This window comes from Streptomyces sp. NBC_00654 (assembly GCF_026341775.1).
Classification (GTDB): domain Bacteria; phylum Actinomycetota; class Actinomycetes; order Streptomycetales; family Streptomycetaceae; genus Streptomyces.
In genome coordinates, this window is record NZ_JAPEOB010000002.1 from 485,225 (window position 1) to 504,175 (window position 18,951).

At 70.0% G+C, this 18,951-nt stretch carries 15 protein-coding genes and 2 pseudogenes; 7 read left to right on the plus strand and 10 right to left on the minus strand.

The window, feature by feature from the left end; genetic code table 11:
• Nucleotides 1-13: 13 nt before the first annotated feature.
• The 3 genes from OHA98_RS22345 to OHA98_RS22355 all read left to right on the plus strand — a co-directional run bounded on the left by OHA98_RS22345 (nucleotide 14) and on the right by OHA98_RS22355 (nucleotide 4,539).
• Nucleotides 14-2,557: a S8 family serine peptidase gene (locus tag OHA98_RS22345; RefSeq protein ID WP_266928511.1), complete on the plus strand. Its 2,544-nt coding sequence runs from the start codon at nucleotides 14-16 to the stop codon at nucleotides 2,555-2,557.
• Complete coding sequence (locus tag OHA98_RS22350; protein WP_266928512.1) at nucleotides 2,554-4,173, plus strand: glycerophosphodiester phosphodiesterase family protein; 1,620 nt, start codon at nucleotides 2,554-2,556, stop codon at nucleotides 4,171-4,173. The genes OHA98_RS22345 and OHA98_RS22350 overlap by 4 nt, the downstream gene beginning before the upstream one ends.
• 66 nt (nucleotides 4,174-4,239) lie before the next feature.
• Nucleotides 4,240-4,539: a hypothetical protein gene (locus OHA98_RS22355; RefSeq protein WP_266928513.1), complete on the plus strand. Its 300-nt coding sequence runs from the start codon at nucleotides 4,240-4,242 to the stop codon at nucleotides 4,537-4,539.
• Nucleotides 4,540-4,641: 102 nt separating this feature from the next.
• Here OHA98_RS22355 and OHA98_RS22360 read toward each other — a convergent pair.
• From OHA98_RS22360 to OHA98_RS22380, 5 genes and pseudogenes are all read right to left on the minus strand, one after another.
• Nucleotides 4,642-4,842 (minus strand): annotated as a pseudogene (locus OHA98_RS22360) (hypothetical protein); the annotation flags it as partial.
• Nucleotides 4,843-4,891: 49 nt separating this feature from the next.
• Nucleotides 4,892-5,452: a cysteine hydrolase family protein gene (locus OHA98_RS22365; RefSeq protein ID WP_266928514.1), complete on the minus strand. Its 561-nt coding sequence runs from the start codon at nucleotides 5,450-5,452 to the stop codon at nucleotides 4,892-4,894.
• A 4-nt stretch (nucleotides 5,453-5,456) separates the two neighbouring features.
• On the minus strand, nucleotides 5,457-7,142 hold the full coding sequence (locus OHA98_RS22370; RefSeq protein ID WP_266928515.1) for a glycoside hydrolase family 13 protein: 1,686 nt from the start codon (nucleotides 7,140-7,142) through the stop codon (nucleotides 5,457-5,459).
• A gap of 71 nt (nucleotides 7,143-7,213) precedes the next feature.
• On the minus strand, nucleotides 7,214-7,339 hold the full coding sequence (locus tag OHA98_RS22375; RefSeq protein ID WP_266931017.1) for a hypothetical protein: 126 nt from the start codon (nucleotides 7,337-7,339) through the stop codon (nucleotides 7,214-7,216).
• Between the two features lie 282 nt (nucleotides 7,340-7,621).
• Complete coding sequence (locus tag OHA98_RS22380) at nucleotides 7,622-8,632, minus strand: LacI family DNA-binding transcriptional regulator (RefSeq protein WP_266928516.1); 1,011 nt, start codon at nucleotides 8,630-8,632, stop codon at nucleotides 7,622-7,624.
• Nucleotides 8,633-8,768: 136 nt separating this feature from the next.
• Between OHA98_RS22380 and OHA98_RS22385 the strand changes: the two genes are divergently transcribed.
• Both OHA98_RS22385 and OHA98_RS22390 read left to right on the plus strand, forming a co-directional pair.
• Entirely contained in the window at nucleotides 8,769-9,410 is a 642-nt protein-coding gene (locus OHA98_RS22385; RefSeq protein WP_266928517.1) for a histidine phosphatase family protein, read from the plus strand.
• Nucleotides 9,411-9,671: 261 nt separating this feature from the next.
• Nucleotides 9,672-10,055, plus strand: coding sequence for a VOC family protein (locus OHA98_RS22390; RefSeq protein ID WP_266928518.1), 384 nt, complete (start codon nucleotides 9,672-9,674; stop codon nucleotides 10,053-10,055).
• 472 nt (nucleotides 10,056-10,527) lie between these two features.
• On the opposite strand, the gene OHA98_RS22395 is transcribed toward OHA98_RS22390, so the two are convergent.
• The 3 genes from OHA98_RS22395 to OHA98_RS22405 form a co-directional block, all read right to left on the minus strand.
• Nucleotides 10,528-11,364: a PhzF family phenazine biosynthesis protein gene (locus tag OHA98_RS22395; protein ID WP_266928519.1), complete on the minus strand. Its 837-nt coding sequence runs from the start codon at nucleotides 11,362-11,364 to the stop codon at nucleotides 10,528-10,530.
• A gap of 145 nt (nucleotides 11,365-11,509) precedes the next feature.
• Nucleotides 11,510-12,340 carry a hypothetical protein gene (locus OHA98_RS22400; RefSeq protein WP_266928520.1) on the minus strand — a complete coding sequence of 277 codons (831 nt, stop codon included), beginning with the start codon at nucleotides 12,338-12,340 and terminating at the stop codon, nucleotides 11,510-11,512.
• Between the two features lie 20 nt (nucleotides 12,341-12,360).
• Entirely contained in the window at nucleotides 12,361-13,881 is a 1,521-nt protein-coding gene (locus OHA98_RS22405; protein WP_266928521.1) for an AAA family ATPase, read from the minus strand.
• A gap of 270 nt (nucleotides 13,882-14,151) precedes the next feature.
• Between OHA98_RS22405 and OHA98_RS42975 the strand changes: the two are divergent.
• Nucleotides 14,152-14,271: pseudogene (locus OHA98_RS42975) on the plus strand (hypothetical protein); the annotation flags it as partial.
• Nucleotides 14,272-14,381: 110 nt separating this feature from the next.
• Here the strand turns inward: OHA98_RS42975 and OHA98_RS22410 are convergent.
• Nucleotides 14,382-16,127: a PQQ-binding-like beta-propeller repeat protein gene (locus tag OHA98_RS22410; protein ID WP_266928522.1), complete on the minus strand. Its 1,746-nt coding sequence runs from the start codon at nucleotides 16,125-16,127 to the stop codon at nucleotides 14,382-14,384.
• Between the two features lie 105 nt (nucleotides 16,128-16,232).
• Nucleotides 16,233-17,126 (minus strand): hypothetical protein, encoded by an 894-nt coding sequence (locus OHA98_RS22415; protein WP_266928523.1) that lies wholly within the window; start codon nucleotides 17,124-17,126, stop codon nucleotides 16,233-16,235.
• A 698-nt stretch (nucleotides 17,127-17,824) separates the two neighbouring features.
• On the opposite strand from OHA98_RS22415, the gene OHA98_RS22420 reads away from it, so the two are divergent.
• The gene (locus OHA98_RS22420; protein ID WP_266928524.1) at nucleotides 17,825-18,784 is read left to right on the plus strand and encodes a WD40 repeat domain-containing protein; all 960 of its coding nucleotides are present in this window, start codon (nucleotides 17,825-17,827) and stop codon (nucleotides 18,782-18,784) included.
• Nucleotides 18,785-18,951 lie beyond the last annotated feature (167 nt).

An 18,951-nucleotide genomic window follows, 5' to 3' on the forward strand; every position in this document is an offset into this window, starting at 1 on the left:
AAGCGAGACCACGATGTCCGGCAGAGCCGACTCCGAGGGAGCCCCCGACAGGCAGTACCGCATCGCCGTCTACTTCGACACCGACCCGGAGGCCGAGCGCATCGAGGCGATCGTCGGGGACCGGGCGCACCGCTACCAGGGGGTCGTCCTCGCCGAGACCTCCGGGGAGCGGATCGCCCGGCTTCGCGCGGCCGGCCGCATCGTCGATGTCCGCGCCGATCTCACAGCCGAACACGCGGCCCGGAACGAGTCCACCGCGACGGACGCCCCGCCCGGCAGTGACGGCCCGCAGAGCATGCTGCCTCCGTGCGGGGCGGGCGCCTCCGGCACCACCGACCGGGCGGCTCCGGACCCGGAGTTCGTGGCGGACCTCACCGAACGTGCCGTGGACGCGTACGCACAGGACGCGGCCGGTACGGAGGGCGCGGTGCCCCTTGCCGTCCCGTCGGGCGAGCCGGACCACAACACCTTTCTGGTACGTCTGCGAGGACCGCTGGACCGGACCCGCCGCGCCGTCCTCTCCGGCATCGGTGCCCACGTCGTACAGTTCCAGCCGCCCGGAACCTACCGGCTCCGCCTCACCCCCGGGCAACGCGACCTGGTCGCCGGCCTGCCGTGGGTGACCGCGGTGCGCCCGTGGGGCCTCGCCGACACGGTCACGCCCGCGCTCGACGACGCGCTCGCCCCGGCGGCCCCGGGTGCCGCCGGTCCGCGGCTGCTCGCCGACGAGGGCGTCGCCGCTCCGGACCCCTACCTCGATACGTTCGACGTTCTTGTGCACGATGCCCTCGACCTCGCCACGCTCCGGCCCGTTCTCGAAGCCACGCCCGGTGTCGAGGTGCTCGCCGCCGTCGATGTGATGCTGCGCTTTCGCACCGACCTGACCGGGGACCGGCGGCGCGACCTGCTCGCCGTCGTCGCCGCCCGGGACGAAACCCGTCAGGTCTCCCCCTATCGGCCGCCGCTGCTCTATGCCGACCATGCCCGCCGGCTGGTCGGCGTGGACCGCGTCGGACCGCGGGCCGACGTCGCCGAGCCGCCGGCCCAGGTGCCCTGGACCGGGACGGGCGAGATCGTCGGCGTGTTCGACAGCGGCGTCGACGGCACCCACCCCGACCTCGTCGACCGCATCGTCGTCAACGAATCCCTGGTCGGGGGTGAGGCGTTCGACTTCTGCGGCCACGGCACCCATGTGGCCGGCATCGTCGTCGGCTCCGGTGCGGCGAGCGGTGGCCTGATCACCGGTGTCGCCCCCGGCGCCCGGCTGGCCGTGTTCCGCGTCTTCGACGAGGACAACCGCCTGCACGTGGGCCCCAGTCTGGGCCCGATGCTCACCCGTGCCGTCGACGCGGGAGCCCACATCATCAACCTCAGCTGGGGCAACCCGCTGTCGGGCACCTACGACCAGTACTCGCTCGCCGTGGACAGCTTCGTCGCCGAGCATCCCGATGTCCTCGTCATCGTCGCGGCCGGCAACAGCGGTGTCGCGCCCAAGGGGACCCATGAGTTCAACACCTGCGGCACCCCCGCCACCGCCAAGAACGCGCTCACCGTCGGCGCGTGCACCACCGACCGCGACAACGACGGCCTCGCCGATCTGACCTGGAACCGCTTCCGTCAACCCCAGTTCCCGCTGCCGCCGGCCGGCGGCGAGCATGTGTGCGGCAACCCCGACCTGCCTGCCGCGATCAGCAGCCGGGGCCCCAGCGACTACGGCAGTGTCGTGCCGCACCTTCTCGCCCCGGGCACCTTCGTGCTCTCGGCCCGCAGCAGCAGCGCGCGGATGGACCCGCGGCTCCCCTGGCGTGACTCCCCCGACCACGACGGGCACTACATGTACATCGGCGGCACCAGCATGGCCGCTCCCGTCGTCGCCGGTGCCGCCGCCGTCCTCCGGCAGTACCTGCGCGAGGTCCGCCGGCTCACTTCGCCCTCCGCCGCGCTCATGAAAGCCGTCCTCATCGCCGCGACGCGCCGCCTGCCCTCGCTGCGTACGCCGCACACCGCACAGGATCTCGGCTACCCCGACTTCGACCAGGGCTTCGGGCGGCTGGACCTGGCCATCGTCCTGCCCACCCCCGACGCGCCGGCGGATCGCCGGCTCGTGTGGGCCGATCTGTCCGACGCCGATCCCGGCGCGCTCGAAGCGTTCGCGGACCCGGAGGGCACCCGGCGCGGCAGCCACACGTACCGCCTCACCGTGCCGGACGGCCCCCACACCGACGACCTGAGAGTCGTCCTGGCCTGGACCGACCGCCCCGGCAACGCCGTGCAGAACAACCTCGACCTCGCGGTGACCACACCGGACGGCACCATTCATGCCGGCAACGAGGAGCACACCTACAACAAGGTCCCCGGCTTCGACCGCAACGCCGTGGCGCAGCTCACCGGTCTCCCGCTCGACCGCGCCAACACGGTCGAAGCCGTCCGGATCGGCAACCCGGCGCCCGGCACCTACTCGATCAAGGTGTTCGCGCAGAACACGCCCTTCCCCGCACAGGGTTACGCGGTGTGCGCCGCCGGTCCGATCAGCGAAGAGGAGCTGACGACACCATGAGGATCGCCGCAGTCGGCGGCAACGCCCTGCACGCCCCGCCCCACACCCGTACCGCGCTGACGTCCGCCTACGTCCAGGGCGCCGACATCCTCGTCTTCGACGTCGCCGTGACCGCGGACGGACGCGTCGTGCCCGGCTCCGATCAGGGGCTGCCCCGCCAGGCCGGCTCGACGGCCTCCGTCGGCGAACTCACCTTCACCCGACTGCGCGCGCTCGACCTGAGCGCGGTCTTCAGACCGCGCGGCTCCCCGGACTTCCGCTACCGGCCCCAGGGCCACGCGCCCGTGCGCGCCGAGGCCCTCGACGACCTCCTCGACGCTCTGCCCGACGACCTCACCTATGTGGTGCGGGTGAGCACCGGAGGCGCGGACACGGTCGCCGCCGTCATGGACGTCTTCACCCGCCGGGCCGCCACCGCACGTCTCGTCGTCGCCGCGTCCGACCCCGCTCTGCTGCGCCACGCGCGTGGGCTCGACCTCGATGTGGGCACCGCGCTGACCGGACCCACGCTGCACGGCCCCGGTGCCGGACCCGACCCGGGCGCGCTCGACACGGCCCTCGGGGACGGGGCTCTCGACCTGGTCCTCGCCGGCCTCGACGATCTGATCGGCCCCGACGGCCGGCCCACCGGCCTCGGCCTCCGGCTCGGCGAGGCCCGACACACGAAGGACGTGCGGCTCGGCGTCCTGGTCCTGCCCCGGGCCGACCGGGGCATCGATGACTTCGCGCTCGCCGCAGCGCAGCCGTATACGTGGGCCGTCGGTACGGAGTCCACCTTCGACACCGCCGAAACCCTTCGCCCCGGTACCCGCCGGCTCGACGAGACCTTCGCCGGCACCCACATCGACACCCGCCGCTACGCGCTCGGCTACGCCAAGGCCAACGCGTACTGCCACGTCTTCCAGGACGACGGCATCCACGTTCGTATCACCCCCTACACGGGCGACCCCCAGCCGCCCCGGCCCGCCGACCCGGTCGAGCGCCGCCTCGCCGGGCTGGAGGAGCGCACCTGGGACGCCCTCGGCGACTGGCCGTTCTACAGCGGCGGCGGCTTCGGCGTGGTCCACGGTCTGCGCGGCGACTTCGCCGCCGAGGTGCGGGTCGACTCGGCCGTGGCGGCCCAGGCCACCATGTGCGAGATGGCGGCGGTCAACGCCGACCCCGGCACACACCGCCCGCCGTACAACGACGACGGCTCGCCGTGGTTCCCGCGGTCCTTCCGGGACAAAGACGCCTTCTACGACCCCCACGGCGCACCACCGTTCGTCGGCGCCGAGCACGACGAGGACGACGGCTACCGGATCAACTGGAACCTGGGCACGCTCTACGACACCAACCAGTACGGGCCGCCCGTCGGCGACGGGCGCGTACTCGCGGCCCGGCTGCGGCTGGAGCGGCGCGGCGCCTGCTTCGCCGCGTACACCCGCAACGACGTCGATGCCCACGACTGGGTGTGCGTCGGGACGGTGCGCAACGACTCGATGAACGAGACCGTGCACCTGCGGTGCTCCGGGAAACGGTGGCGCCAGGAGGACGCGGCCGATCCGACGCGCTACATGCCGATACAGGCCAACGAGTTCGTCTTCCGGAACCTGCGCATCACGTGTTACTACTGAGCGCACCGGTTCGGCGGTACCTTCGCCGTATTGCCTCACGGCCCCGGTGCCTGGGACCGTGGCCCCATGGTCGACACCCACTCGCGCGGATACCTGCTCGCGGCCCGCAGGATGTTCTGGTCCGGTGTATCGCTGTTCGGGCTCGGCCTGGCGGCCGGCTGGTCCGCTACGGGTCGCTGGGCGACATCATGGGACTGCGACCCGACATGCCGGCCCGGGACCAGCACCACGTGGCACGTCATCGAATTCACGGCCCTTGCGGTCATCGTGCTCGGGACCGCGCTCGCAGTGTCCGCGTTCTTGATGATCATGCTCCGTCGACCGCGTCCCCGGCCGGAGAGCGACAGCTCTCGGGCGACGGAGTAGACGCGTTCCCGCACCATGAACGAGTGGATACCGCAAACGGGTTGATACGGCGAACGGGTTGATACGGCGGACTGTGGTGGGCGCCGCGGAGTGGTCCGGCGGTCAACTGCGGGAAGGGAACGGGTTGTCCGCTCCGGTGGACAGCGGGCCAGGCCTCGCGGCCGTGCCAGTGCGCCTGCGGCACGGCCTCCCGCGCTCCAGGGTCCGGCCCGCTGTCGAGGGCTCGGCGAGCGGTGCGGCGAGGACGGCCGCGATATCGGCTCGGTTCACTTCACCCGGGCCGGTGGTCTCCGCGAGGCGGACCCTGGAGGGAACAGCGAGCGGTCGTTCCGTGGCCGTGGCCAGGTCGCGCCTACCCGGGCAGTTCCTCGGCCGCGGCGAAGGTCACTTCGGACGCGGGGAGCACGCGGATGCTCCGCCCGGGGAAACCGAGGTTCCGGAAGATCTCGTTGTGGTGCGCGATCGACCGCCCGGGCGCGGCGTACTCGCCGCTGTCGGGCCGGACGGACGTGGTGTGCCCGTCGGCGACCAGCACCAGGTCGTACTGGTGGCTCAGCGCCTGTCGCGCCGTGGTGTCCACACAGATCTCGGTCGCGAACCCGGTGACGACCACCTCGGTGATGCCCCGCGCCTTCAGGACCGTGTCGAGGTCGGTGCCCAGGAAGCTGTCCGGACTGCTCTTGTGGACGACGGTCTCGCCGGCGGCGGGCGCGAGTTCGGGCACGATCCGCCAGCCCTCGGTCCCGGCCTCCAGCCCGGCACCCCGGTCCTGGATCGTGACGACCGGTATGCCGGCGGCTGTGGCGCGTTCACGCAGGCCGACGATCACGGCGACGGTCTCGGCGGCCCGGTGGGCGATGGCCACCGGGCCGTTCTGCATGTCGATGACGAGGAGCGCGGAAGCGTGTGACATGGGGTCACGGTAGCGGCTCCCCTCCGGGCAGCGGCATGATCACGGAGTTCCCGCCCGTCACCTCGATCGCCGTCCGTCCCGGTGCCGGGGAGCGCAGCCACACCGCCGTGTCGCGGGGCAGCCGGCCCTCGGCGTCCAGTGGGCCGCTGGACAGGATCAGTTCCCCGTACGCCGGGAGGGCGGCGGGCTCGTCGGAGAGGTTGACGACGCACATCAGGCCATGCCCGCGGGTGAAGGCCAGGACACCGTCGCCGGCCGGGAGCCAGGTCAGCGGTCCGTCGCCGAAGCCCTCGGCGGTTCTGCGCTGCCGGAGGGCCTCGTGGTAGAGCGCGAGCATCGAACCGGGGTCCGCGCGCTGCCGGTCGACCGCGTAGCGGGACCAGTCCCGGGGCTGGGGCAGCCATGGCTCGGACGTCGAACCGAATCCGTACGAAGGCGCTTCGGCGTTCCAGGGCAGCGGGACACGGCAGCCGTCCCGCCCGGGGTCGGTGCCACCGGATCGGGCGTGCATGGGGTCCTGGATGCGGTCGCGGGGGATGTCGGCCTCGGGCAGACCGAGTTCCTCCCCCTGGTAGAGGTAGACCGATCCGGGCAGGGCGAGGGTCAGCATCGCGGCGGCGCGGGCGCGCCGGGTGCCGAGGCCGAGGTCCGTGGGGGTGGCGAAGGCCTTCGTGGCGAAGTCGAAGCCGGTGTCCTCGCGCCCGTAGCGGGTGACCGTGCGGGTCACATCGTGGTTGCACAGGACCCAGGTCGCGGGGGCGCCGACGGGGGCGTGTTCGGCGAGGGTGTCGTCGATGGTCCGGCGGAGCCGGTCCGCGGCCCAGGGGCAGGCGAGAAAGTTGAAGTTGAACGCGGTGTGGAGCTCGTCGGGGCGGAGATAGCGGGCGAAGCGCTCGGTGTCCGGCAGCCAGACCTCGCCGACGAAGACTCCGTCGTACTCGTCGGCTATGGCGCGCCAGGACCGGTAGATGTCGTGGAGTTCGTCCTGGTCGATGTACGGGTGGGGGTCGACGCCCTCGGTGAAGTCGGCCAGTGCCGGGTCCTTGGCGAGCAGGGCGGCCGAGTCGATCCGTACGCCCGCGACTCCGCGCTCGAACCAGAAGCGGAGGATGGATTCGTGTTCCGCGCGGACCGCCCGGTGGGCCCAGTTGAGGTCCGGCTGTTCGGGGGTGAAGAGGTGCAGGTACCACTCGCCGTCCGCGACGCGGGTCCAGGTCTGCCCGGAGAACTGGGAGGGCCAGGTGTTGGGCGGGAGCTCTCCGTTCTCCCCGCAGCCGGGCCGGAAGTGGAAGAGCTCCCGCTCGGGGCTGCCGGGGCCGGCCTCCAGTGCGGCACGGAACCAGGCGTGCTGGTCGGAGACATGGTTGGGGACGATGTCGACGATGACCCGGATGCCGAGCTCCCGGGCTTCGGCGATCAGCTTCTCGGCCTCGGCGAGCGTACCGAAGGCGGGGTCGATGGTGCGGTAGTCGGCGACGTCGTAGCCGCCGTCCACCAGCGGGGAGAGGTACCAGGGCGTGAACCAGACCGCGTCGACGCCGAGTTCGGCGAGGTAGGGCAGTCTCGCCCGGACACCCGCGAGGTCTCCGGTGCCGTCACCGTCACCGTCGGCGAAACTGCGCGGGTACACCTGGTAGATGACGGCGTCGCGCCACCAGTCGTCGGTGCGAAGCAAGTGAGGGGCTGCCATGTGACGGTCCTTTCGGGCAGTTCGGGTGTTCTCCGGGTGCGGGGCTCGTGGCCGGGGGCGGCATGCGCCGGTCAGCCCTTGAGGCCGCCGTCGGTGAGGCCGCTCATGATGTTGCGCTGGAAGACCAGGAAGATGAGCAGGGTCGGGAAGGAGGATTCTGGCGATGAATGACGACGCTCTACCAATATATTGAGCATTTCAGTTAATTTTTTGCATCGTCGAAGGGTCAGGTTTCTAGCAGGTCACCGCTTTGTCAACAGCCGCGACAGAACCCGGGCGAGCGGCGACGCATCCCCGCAGGTCAGCTCAACCGCTCAGTGCGGCGAACGGCGGTCTGCGGTCTGCGGTCTGCGGCAGGAGGGTTCGGGGTGTCCTCACGGGAGAACGGCTCCGGCTCCGGGAGGCGGTGGGCCTCCCGGAGCCGGAGCCGGGAAAGAAGGAGGAGACGCGAGGAGGGACGGAAGGGGGGTGATGGGCCGTCAGCCGGCGGGCGGCGGCGCCGTCGATCCCCGTACGACGAGCTCGGGCTCGAAGAGGAGCTCGTCGGGTTCCGTCTGCGTGCCCTGAATCTGCGCGCACAGCAGCTCCACCGCGGCCCGCCCCATCGCCTCGATGGGCTGACGCACGGTGGAGAGCGGCGGCTCGATGCAGTTCATGAACGCGGAGTCGTCGAAACCGACGACCGAGACCTGCGACGGAACGGCGAGTCCCCGCCGGCGTGCGGCGCGGATGGCGCCCAGCGCCAGCGGGTCGCTGGCGCACACGATCCCGGTGACCCCTCGCTCCAGAAGGCGGTTGGCCGCGGCCTGTCCTCCTTCGAGCGAGAAGATCGACCGTACGACGTGCTCGTCGGGCAGCTTCGTGCCCGCGGCCTCCGCGACGGCGCGGGCCGCCGCGAGCTTGCGGCGCGAGGGGACATGGTCACCGGGGCCGAGAACGAGCCCGATCCGTTCATGGCCGAGGGAAGCGAGGTGACGCCAGGCCTGCTCCACGGCGACAGCGTCGTCACAGGCGACACAGGGGAAGTCGAGCCCCGCGATCGAGGCGTTGATGAGGACCACCGGGATGCTTCGCTCCGCCAACTGGTGGTAGTGATCGTGCGGGGCGTCCTCCTGCGCGAACAGACCACCCGCGAAGATCACGCCGGAGACCCCCTGCTGGAAGAGGAGGTCCACGTAGTCGGCCTCGGAAACGCCGCCCTTCGTCTGCGTACACAGCACCGGAGTCAGCCCCTGCTGCGCCAGCGCACCGCCGATGACCTCCGCGAACGCCGGGAAGATGGGATTTTGCAGCTCCGGCAGCACGAGGCCGACGAGCCGCGCCCGCTCACCGCGCAACTGTGTGGGCCGCTCGTACCCGAGCACGTCCAGCGCCGTGAGGACGGACTTGCGCGTCGCCTCGGAGACACCGGTCTTGCCGTTCAGGACACGACTGACCGTCGCCTCGCTGACTCCCACCTTCTTGGCCACCTGAGCAAGTCGTCGCGTCATGCGCGCAAGAGTATCGCAGGCTTCGCAAGCGAGTTGCGTAGATATCCTGCTTCGTGATGCGGTACCCCTTCACGTCGGCCCTCGATCGTTTCAGCCTGCAACCAGGCAGGACGCTACCTACAGGAGGCCCGCACCCATGCGCACTCTTTACGTCGTCACCCATCCGGAGGCGACCCACCACGTCGAAGGAGTCGTCGGCGGATGGCACGACTCGCGGCTGACACCCGCCGGCGTCCGCGCGGCGGTCTCCATTGCCCAGGCGCTGCGGGCCCGGATCCCGCACGACGCGGAGATGGAGCTGTTCTCCTCCGATCTGCTGCGCACGCTGCGGACGGCCGAAGAGATAGCCGAGGTGTTCGGTGTGAAGCCGGTCCTGGACCGCAGGCTGCGGGAGAAGTCCTACGGTGTGGCGGGGGGCAGGCCGCAGGAATGGCTGGACCAGCGGTTCATCCCACCGCCGGCTGTCGGGGAGCGGATGGAACACGACGAGGGTGTGGAGGGTGCGGAGACCAAGGCGGCCTGGGCGCAGCGCGTCTACGCGGCCATGGACGAGATCCTGCAGAGCCCTTGCGAGCACCAGGTCATCGTGACGCACGGCGGCTCACTGACATGTGTCGTGGCGTCCTGGATCAGGATGCCGATCGAGTCGGCCGGCTATGCCGACTTCCGGGCGCCCACCGGCAGCATCACCACACTCCGCGAGGACGACTTCTTCCACAACCGGCAAGTCGTCAGCCTCGGTGACACCCGCCACCTCGACTCCGCCGAGGCTGACTGACCTCAGCCCGAGGAGGCTGTGTCCCGGGTCCTGAATCCCGGGTCCCGGCTTCGGCTTCGGCTTCGGCTTCCGGACGCAGGGTCGCAGGGTCGCAGCACCGCAGCGCCACGGTGCGTGCCGACGGGTGAGGACACCTCGGATCAGGGCGTCGCATGCTGGGGCTCGGTGTCGTGGAGAGCGTTGGCGAACGCAGCGGCTGTGCACGCGAGCGGGCGCGCAAGTCGGTGGCGTCCGGAGTCGAAATCGGGAAGGCTGGCGCCCATGGTTTCGGTATTGCAGAACGTGGCGATTGACTGTGCGGATGCCTACGAACTGGCCCGGTTCTGGAGCAGGGTGACTGGCCGGCCCCTGCATCCGGAGGACGAACCGGGGCATCGGGAGACGCAGGTGCTGCTGGCGGAGGGCCCGATGCTGTACTTCAACCAGGTGCCCGAGCCCAAGAGGACCAAGAACCGGATCCATCTGTGTGTGCGCCCTGAGACCTCGCGTGATCAGGAGGTGGAACGGCTGCTGGGGATCGGTGCCACCTTTGTCGCCGATCACCGGAACCCCGATGGCTCCGGCTGGGCAGTCCTCGCCGACCCCGAAGGCAACGAATTCTGCGTTCTTCGCAGCGAGTCCGACCGGGCAGCGGTGGATTCCTGAAGCTCACGCGCCGTCCTGGCCGGTTTCGTACGACAGTGGGTCACACCTCTTCGTTGAGCGCCGCGACGCGACCGGAGGCACGCAACCCGGCCGGCCGGGGCCTCGCGTTCGCTGCTGAGAATGCCGGGGGATGTTGCGCATACCCGGCCCGTCGGTGGTCGCGACGAGGTAGTAGTAGGTGTGCGCACCGTTCCCACAGCTACGGGAAGGGGCCCGCGTGACCGGGGTATGTACGCGTTGAACGCTTGTGACCACGTGAATCCTCGGCGCGGAAGGGCGGCGGCTCCGATGCGGCCCGCCTCACGCCCCATGCCCCGTGCCCCATGCCCCGTGCCCCATGCCCCGTGCCCCATACCGCGAGGGGATCCGACCGGGCGGAGCAGGACGACCGGGACGAATGCTTCGACGATCCGCGTCCCCTGCTCACCCGCCGACCTTGATCATCAGCCCTTCCCCGTCCTCGGCTGGAGCTTCACACGTGCAGGGTTCCCTCAAGGACGGTGACCGCGTTTCCGGTGAGATGGACGCGGTCGCCGTGCACGGCGGTCCTGACGAGCCCGGTGCGCGTGGAGACCTGCAGGCCGGTGAGCCCGTTGCGCCCGAGCCGCGCCGACCAGTACGGGGCCAGTGCGGTGTGGGCGCTGCCCGTGACCGGGTCCTCCAGGATGCCCTCGGCGGGTGAGAAGAAGCGGGAGACGAAATCGTACTCAAGGCCGGGTCCGGGCGCAGGGGCTGTGATGATGATGCCGCGCAGGCTCTCGCGGCGGGTCACGTCGGCTACGGCGTCGAGGTCGGGGGTCACCGCCCGGACGGTGGCCTCGTCGGGCAGGACGGTCAGCAGATCGCCGAGCGCACCGGTGCGGAAGGCTGCCTCCGGCTTCACCCCCAGGGCCTCCGCGAGGCCCGCCGGCACCGGGGCCTCGGTGCCGGGCGCGGCCGGGAAGTCCAGGGTGATGCGGCCGTCCTCGTGCGCATGGGCGGTGAGGATGCCGCTGAACCTGCTGCGGAACCGTAGCTCGCCGACCACTCCTCGCTCCCTGCGCAGCGTGTGCACCGTGGCCAATGTGGCATGGCCGCACAGGTTGGTCTCGACGAGCGGGGCGAACCAGCGAATCTCCCAGTCGGCGCCCTCGACGCCCTCGTCAGCGGGAAGCGGACGTGCGAAGGCGGTCTCCGAGTGGTTCATCTCGGCGGCAACCTGCTGCATCCAGGAGACTTCAGGCCAGTCTCCGGCATCGAGCAGGCATACACCCGCGGGGTTGCCGGCGAAGGGCCGGTCGGTGAAGGCGTCTACGACATGGATACGCATGCCGCGACCATAACGACGCCAATCGCGACCGAACCAAGTCCAATTCCGGATAAGTGGACTGACTTTCTGCCGCGGACCGCTGCCCGCGGTGTGCGGTCCGCGGTGTGCGCCGGGCCCGTACGCTCGTACGCTCGGACGTCCCCAGCTACAGGTCCTGGTTCACGCCGCCGCTGAGATACCAGTCGCTGTCCGCGAGGCCGTATCGCAGCGCGGTGTCCCACATGTTCGGGCCGTGTGTGCGGGCATGATGGTCGGCGTCCTCTTTCAGGTGCGCGGCCAGCGCCTGGGACCCGCCTGCCCGCCAGATGGATCTGTGGAGCCACTGCTGGGATGTGAGCGGCGAGACGGCGAATTCGGCGTACCGTTCCGCCAGCTTGAACGACCGGAAGTGGTGGTCGACACGTTGCCTGAGTTCGGAGTCCCAGTCGGGCAGCGGCTGAATCCGGAACTGTACGGTCCAGCTGGAGACGTCTGCCATGAGATAGCGGCCCGTGGTGCCCGGCCGGTCGTAATAAGGGTGAAGCGTCCGTTCGCCGGGAGAGGTTCCGATGCGGTTGCCTTTGGCGAGGTTGCATGTGCCGCACACGGGAACGAGGTTGGCCGGGCAGATGGTGTAGAGCGGGAGCGAGTCCTTCGGAAGGTGATGGTCCAGAGCGCCGACTTCACCGTTCCCGCACAGCAGGCACCGCCCGAACGGTGCCCTCGCCTTGAGCTCGTCGTATCTGACCCGCCCCTCCGTCCGCGCGACGAGGCCCCTGCTGTACACATCCCGCAGGAGGGCTCCGTCAGGGTCCGGTTTCAGCTTCTCGCCGGCTTGCCCGGCGAGGGCGAGGAGGTAGAGGCCACCGCTGGCCCCCGCGTCCGTGTAGTTCTCCTCGGCCGCCGTCAAGTCGGCTTCCCTGTCCAGCAGTCTGTCCTTGAGAGCGGCTTCCCGTATCCCGGCGCAGCTGGCGGCCAGAGTGTCCTTCACTCTCATCTTCGGAGGATCCAGAGGAATCATGAGGTCGCCGAATCCCTTCGGAGCGTCATCACCCTCAGCAGGCCCCGCGCTTCCGTTCCCAGTGAGTCGAACCGCTCCACGATCTCCTGATAGCTCAGGCCACTCTCGGCCAGATCGGCCAGTGCCGCGTAGAAGCCTGTCGCCGTGACCTCCAGGCCGAAGGCCTCATGGGTGAGTTCACTGACGTTCTCACCATAGGTCTCCACCTGAGGGCGCTCCGCGGTGAGGACGTCGCCGTAGCGGCGCAGCTTGTACACGCACGATGCGGGCACTTCCTGGAGAACGACGGGTGAGTGAGTGGCGACCACAGCCATCCCGTTGAGCTCTGAGAGGAAGTCCGACAGTGCTCGGACGAAGGCGGAGAGCAGCGGGGGCTGCAGGTGCGCCTCGGGCTCGTCGATGAACACGACCGTCCGTTCGGCAACCTCGGTGATGAGCCGCGTGAGCGTCAGCAGCGCAATCTTGTGTCCGGAGCTGAGGGGCGCGAAGAGGCCGACGGCCTCTTCGCGGAACCGGCGGTCGGAGCCCTCCGTGAGCAGGCTGCCGAGATCGCCGCCGAAGTCGTCGAGGAACCCGGATTCCGGGTAGCTGAGGGTGCTGATGACCTTCTCCCACCGCTCGCGCCGGGCACCGATGCGGGCGATCGCGAGGCTGCTCGCGAACTCCTCGGCCAGGTCCGCCCCTGTCTTGAGACGCCGAGGGTCGTTTCCGTCGCGCAGGCCTATGTAGGTGAAGTGCGGTGAGGGGACAGGATCGTTGAGCAGATCATCGAAGGCGCTGAAGGACACCAGCACGACGTTGGGTGCGAACTTGGCGGTCTGTGCGGCGGACTGCGCGACTTCGATCTGCCCGCCGGCCACACCCAGCGCCATCCCGCGCATCATGCTGGTCTTGCCCACTCCGTTGCGTCCGATCAGGGCGTGAACGTTCGTCGGGGGCAGCGAGGTGGGGCTGGCGTGGAAGTCCAGGGTCGAGGGGGCGTGGTGGGAGCCCGCCGGGGTGGTGGGCGTATAGCTCCAATGGAAGTCGACAACGCGTCGGCGGCCATGCGCGATGAGGTGGAGACGTTCCAACTCGGCGTCGCGGTGGGTGACGTCGCGCAGCAGGGACTTGCGGTACACGCGCAGGTCCCGTACCCGGTTGAGGAGGTCCACGCTGTAGTCGTAGGCGATGTCGCGCAGCGCGGTGAGAATCGTCGATCTGGTCTCGTCGGCGAAATCGTTGAGAGCCTCGTAGTACGTGTCCCGCGTCCCAAGGCTGAAGTACTCCTCGCCCAGGGCCTCGAACTGCTGGGGCAATCGCTCATCCGTACGCCAGAATTCGTCGCCAGGGTTGCGGGCCATGTCCTGGTGCGCGATCCGAACGGCGCCGATGGAGACCGGCTTCGCCGCGGGTCGCTTGATGCCCAACTCGAACGTGGTCACAAAACCGTAGTCGTTCCAGTTGTCGGGAATCAGGTACGCACCGTCGTAGCCGACGGGCAGCTCGCTCTCCCACCTCACCACGGTGAACTGCATGATCAACCCTCTCCGACGGCCGCCGGGACACTGCGCGGCGGCGAAAGCCTAGCCGCAGCGCGCATGCGGTGACTGGGTGGCAGGCTGTCTCCAGCGTCAGCCGCACAGTCGCTGTCGCCTTGATCGGGCTGTGGCACCGCACCGGAGACAGAGGCGCTCGCTCCCGTACACCGCTCACATGAGAGGGCGGCGTCCCCGTAGCAGTCGTACATCTCCCAGTTCACCACCTGAGCATTCAACCGCGCCGAGGCTGCCGGGGACGAGTCCGGGTCCATGGTCACCATACGGATTCCGCTCGTCCCGCCGGACGACTTGATTGCTGACCACCGCCGGCGTCTGCGCCAGGTGATGGCTCACTGGGAAGTTCTTGGCCCTGTGCCGTGTGTATAGCGGCCCAGCCGGTCTCGATGTCGAAGCTGAGCTCCCTCGGCCCTGCTCGCCCACATCTCGGTACCGCAAGCTCGTCCAGGGCATTCATGTTCGCCCGCCTCGGCAGGCAGTCACGAGAGCGCCTGTCCGGCGGGCCTGCCACGCTCGGACAGGTGCAGGGCGACCCGTCGTACCAGCGCCCTGTGCGCGGGTTCGTCCTCGCCCGCGGCGACCCCGAGGACGTACCGGCCGGACACCACAGTGGCGTGGGCCACAGGTCTCGCCTCCAGGCCCGTCCGGTAGGTGTACAGCCAGGCCCCGCTCCGCGGTTCCTCGATCCCGGCCGTCACGCACCCACCGAGTGCGGGGGCGCAGCCCCAGGGCATGGCGCTGGCCGCGTATGTCCGGGCGGCCGTCGCGTCGGGCGCGGCCCAGCGCACGGTGACGGAGAAGACGTCGCTGCCGTCACCGGACTCCGTGGCGAAGCGGCACACACTCGGCTGCGGCAGCCGGACTCCGTGCATGGTGCGACTCTGCTTCTCCGGCAGCGCGAGATAGTCCGGGGCGAGTTCCGAGAGGAGTCCGGCGTCCACCAGGCCACAGGCGTCGGGCCAGTGCCGCGGTTCCGTTCCCCCCAGCGCGACGGGCCGGGCCGCGTCCTTGGCGCGATGCCCCGGTCGCAGTCCGGTGTAGCGGGTTCCCTTCGCTTCCTCACTGCGGACCACGAGCAGTTCCCCGCTCGCCCCCAGCAGTGTCCCGGCGACCGGCCACGGCACCGAGGCGGTCCGGCGGCCGTCAGGATCCACGAAGGTGCTGGCTCCGGGCCCCTGCCCGGCGGCGTCCCCGACGGACCAGCGCACGTCTCCGGAGTACGAGCCGTCAGTGCTTGTGTCCTCCACGATCAGCCCGTCCTTCATGAAGGCGAAGCCGGTCAGGGGACGGGCACGTTTCCAGGCGGGTTTCCCGGTGTCCGCCCGGAAGGCCCGCAGTTTCTGGCCGACGCCCGCGTACACGACCCCTTGTTCCTCCCCCAGCGGATATCCGAACCCCGCCTGCCGCAGGATCTCCTCACCCGGCTCCGTGAGCAACCGGAACTCGTCGTCCATGCGTACGCCGAGGGCCCCGTCCGCCGCACTGACACTGATGTTCTTCCCACGCCCCAGCCGCTTTCGCCATACGGACCTTCCGTCCCGCTCGTCCACCGCCTGGAGTTTCGCGGTCTCGCCCGTGCAGTGGCGGAGCAGGAGCAGACGGGTCGATGTCGCCGCCATGCGGTAGGGCACGTCCACGTAGGGGTGGGGGTTGGCGCAGTGGGTGTCCAACCGGACCTTCCACCGGACCGCGCCGGTACGCGGATCGAGGGCCAGCGCCCGGTCCCCGTCCATGACCACCGGTCCCCAGTCCGCCAGGAGAACGCCTCCGGCGACGAAGTCACCGGCCCCTTTCCCATCCAGCCCAGGGGCCGCCCTGCGGTGCCACAGCTCCCGCCCGCTCGCGGGGTCGTACGCCCGCAAGGTGTCCTTGAAGTGGTCCTTCGTGTCCACGAGGAAGAGCACACCGCCCGACAGCCCCAGGTCGGGGGCCTCCTCCGCGAAGCCGTTCACGATGGAGAGGAGCTGACCGCTCCGGGTGTCCACGACGCGGACGGAGCGTCCCACCGGAATCGCCAACGCCTCGTCGCTGAGGGCTGATGGCACGTCGCGTGCGTCCAGCGCCCGCCCGGTGGTCACGTACGACCAGGCCACCTCCAGGGTGTTCGGAGGCCCGGACGGCTTGCCGACGGTCCTTCCGTCGCCGACCAGCAGCACCAGCAGCACCATGACCAGCAGGCCCGTTCCCGCCGCACGCAGGTCCGTACGCGAACTCCGACGTGCCATCCCACTCCCCGTCTCTCAGAACTTCCCGGAACTTTGCGGGTCTTCCCAGGTTCTTGCCGGCCTTTCCCGGAGCGGTGAGCACCGCGCCGGTCAGCACCGCGCCGGTCAGCACCGCGCCGCGGGCGACCATCGGCAGGGCCGGGAGTCGTCCTCGAGCCGGAACCCTCCGTTCGGCGACCCCGAGTACACGGCCCCGTACTCCGCGGCGTATCCGGTCACCGCATACCGGCTCCCGCTCGGGGCAGGCACGGGGACCGCGCCTGCCTTCCCGTTCCGCACGTAGCGGACGACCAGCCGGAACTCGCGGGACCCCTTCGCGGCCACGAAGGTCGCCGACAGGTTGACCTGCTCGCCCGGCGCGAGCGTGACGACGTGCTCGTCGAAGTATCGATCGGCCGAGCCCTTCCCGGTCAAGAACACCGGCCGGGTGCTGTCCAGGTCCGCGTACAGCTGGATCTTCGGCTCACCTCCGGCGCTCGCCTCGCACAGCAGCGTTCCGGCGAACGGTGGTGCGGGACGTGGCTGTTCGGGCTCGATGTCGATCGAGGTGATGGTGAGGGGCTGCGTACCGCCTTCGATCGTGAGTCCGGTGGTGAGTTCACCGGCCCGTGCGCCACGATGGCGCCGGACGACCGCGGCCACGTCACCGCCGGTCACGATCTCCGCCCGATCCTGCGGCGAGGAGATCCTGTCCTCCAGGGCCGTGCAGCCGCCGTCGTCGCCGTCATGCCGGGCGGACACGGTGAACGGCGCGGACGGAGGGCTCGCCGAGGGGCTGCCCGTAGCGGCGGGCTCGGCAGGTTCGGGCTCGCCGCCCAGGCCCATGCCGTTGAGGGCGAGGGCGGTCAGCACCGCGCCGAGCACAGGTATGCCGACCCCGAGATAGAGCAGCCGTCCGTGCTTCCTCCACCACGGCTCGGCGGTGGTATCCGGTGTCCCGCGTGACGTGCCGGGCCGTGACGTACGCGAACCCACCCGCAACGTGGTCCGATTCCTCACCCGTCCCCCACCCCCCCGGTGGCTCACGCATCCCTTGTTGCCACGGTCAGGCCGACCGGCACCGCTCCCGTGCCCCGGCCCGGCGTCCCGTACGCGTACTCCTGCTCGACGGGCCCCGGGCGAGATCGAGCGTAGCGGCCGGTCCGGCATTCGCGCGTACCGTTTCCAGGTACTGCTCCGTACCCTCTACCGTGTCCCCAGCCCCTGCTCACAAGGCGTACTGAATCCGCGTCGCCTGCCCGGTGCCGAGTGTGGGAAAGGTGAATGTCCTCCTCGCGGACACGCGCCCGCCACCCCCCAACATATCGTGCCGTCATGTCATATGAGTTAGTTCTGCCCGCTCCTCAGGGCGGGCACACGACAGATCAGGGATGCCCGTCCGCCACGGACACCTGCAAGGGCCACACAGCGGAGGAAGGGCCATGACACCCGATGTGGACCAGCCCGACGCGGACCAGCCCGGCGCGGACGCCGGTGCATCCCGGCCCCGAATCGGCCGTCCGGCGCGGCGGCCGAACCGACGCGCCCTCCTCCTGGGCGCGCTCGGGACCGCGGCCGCTGCGGCCGTCGTCGTACCCACCGCGCTGACCATGTCGTCCTCCGGGCGGTCGGATCCGGCCCCGTCCTCCCGGCCCCCAGGACCGCGCAGCCAACAGCGACTGCCTCGCCCCTTGATCGCAAAAACGAACTTCAGAGGTGTGTACGCCCTGGCCTTCAGCCCGGACAGCAAGATCCTCGCTGTCGGACTGCTCGACGGAGGGATCGAATTCTGGGACCCGAGGACCCTGACCCCCACCGTCAAGCTCAGAAAGCCCAGCGAACGGTACGACGGGGTCCACGACCTGGCCTTCAGCCGCGACGGGACGCTGCTCGCCGGCTGCGACGGCGTGAGCACGACTCTGTGGAACGTCGCCGCACGCGAGGAGATCGCGACGCTCACCGACACCGAGATCGATCCCGTCAAGGTGCAGTCACTGGCGTTCCATCCGCACGCCGACGTCCTGGCCTGCGCCAACATGCACGCGACGGTCAATCTGTGGGACACCGGCACCCATGAGAAACTCGCGACGCTGATCGACCCGATCGGCTACACGAAAAGCCGGCAGAAGTCGGTCGAGTCGGTCGCCTTCAGCCGCGACGGGAGTGCGATCGCTACCAGTCACGAGGCGTGCAACGTACGCTTCTGGGACGTCTCCACCGGCGAAATCATCAGCACGATCGACGGCCTCGAACTGCCGGTACTCGATCTCGCCTACAGCCCCGACGGATCCTTGTTGGCTGGCGGCACCGCGAGCTTGAGCAGCAGGGACGGGCAGGTCAAGCTGTGGTCGGCGGACAGTCAGGAGGAGGTCGCGACCCTCACGGTGCCCTACGTCACCACCCCCGGAGAGGCGATCCCCCGTAAGGAGCGCATCGCTCAGTATGTGAATTCCGTGCAATTCAGTCCCGACGGCGAGACCATTATCGGTTCGGTCAACGGCGACCCCCTGATCGTGCTGTGGGACGTCGCCACCCGAAAGGTCGTCGACATCGAGGAAAAGCGCACCTACCAGGACGGCGCGGACTATGACATCGCGCATCCGATGCGGATCAGCCCGGACGGAACCATGATCACCGCCGGACTCTCCAGCGACGTGGCCCTATGGAAGCTGCCGTGACAGGACAGCGACTCCTGGGACCGACCCCGGGCGGAGCCGGACTCGGCCGCGGCGATGCCGCGCCCACGGTCCTGTCCGGCCCGCTCCCCCGCCTGCCACCGTGCGGCAGGTGTGGCCGCGGTGGTCGCGCCGGCCGACGAACCGTGGCCGCGGTCTCCGGCCGGTCG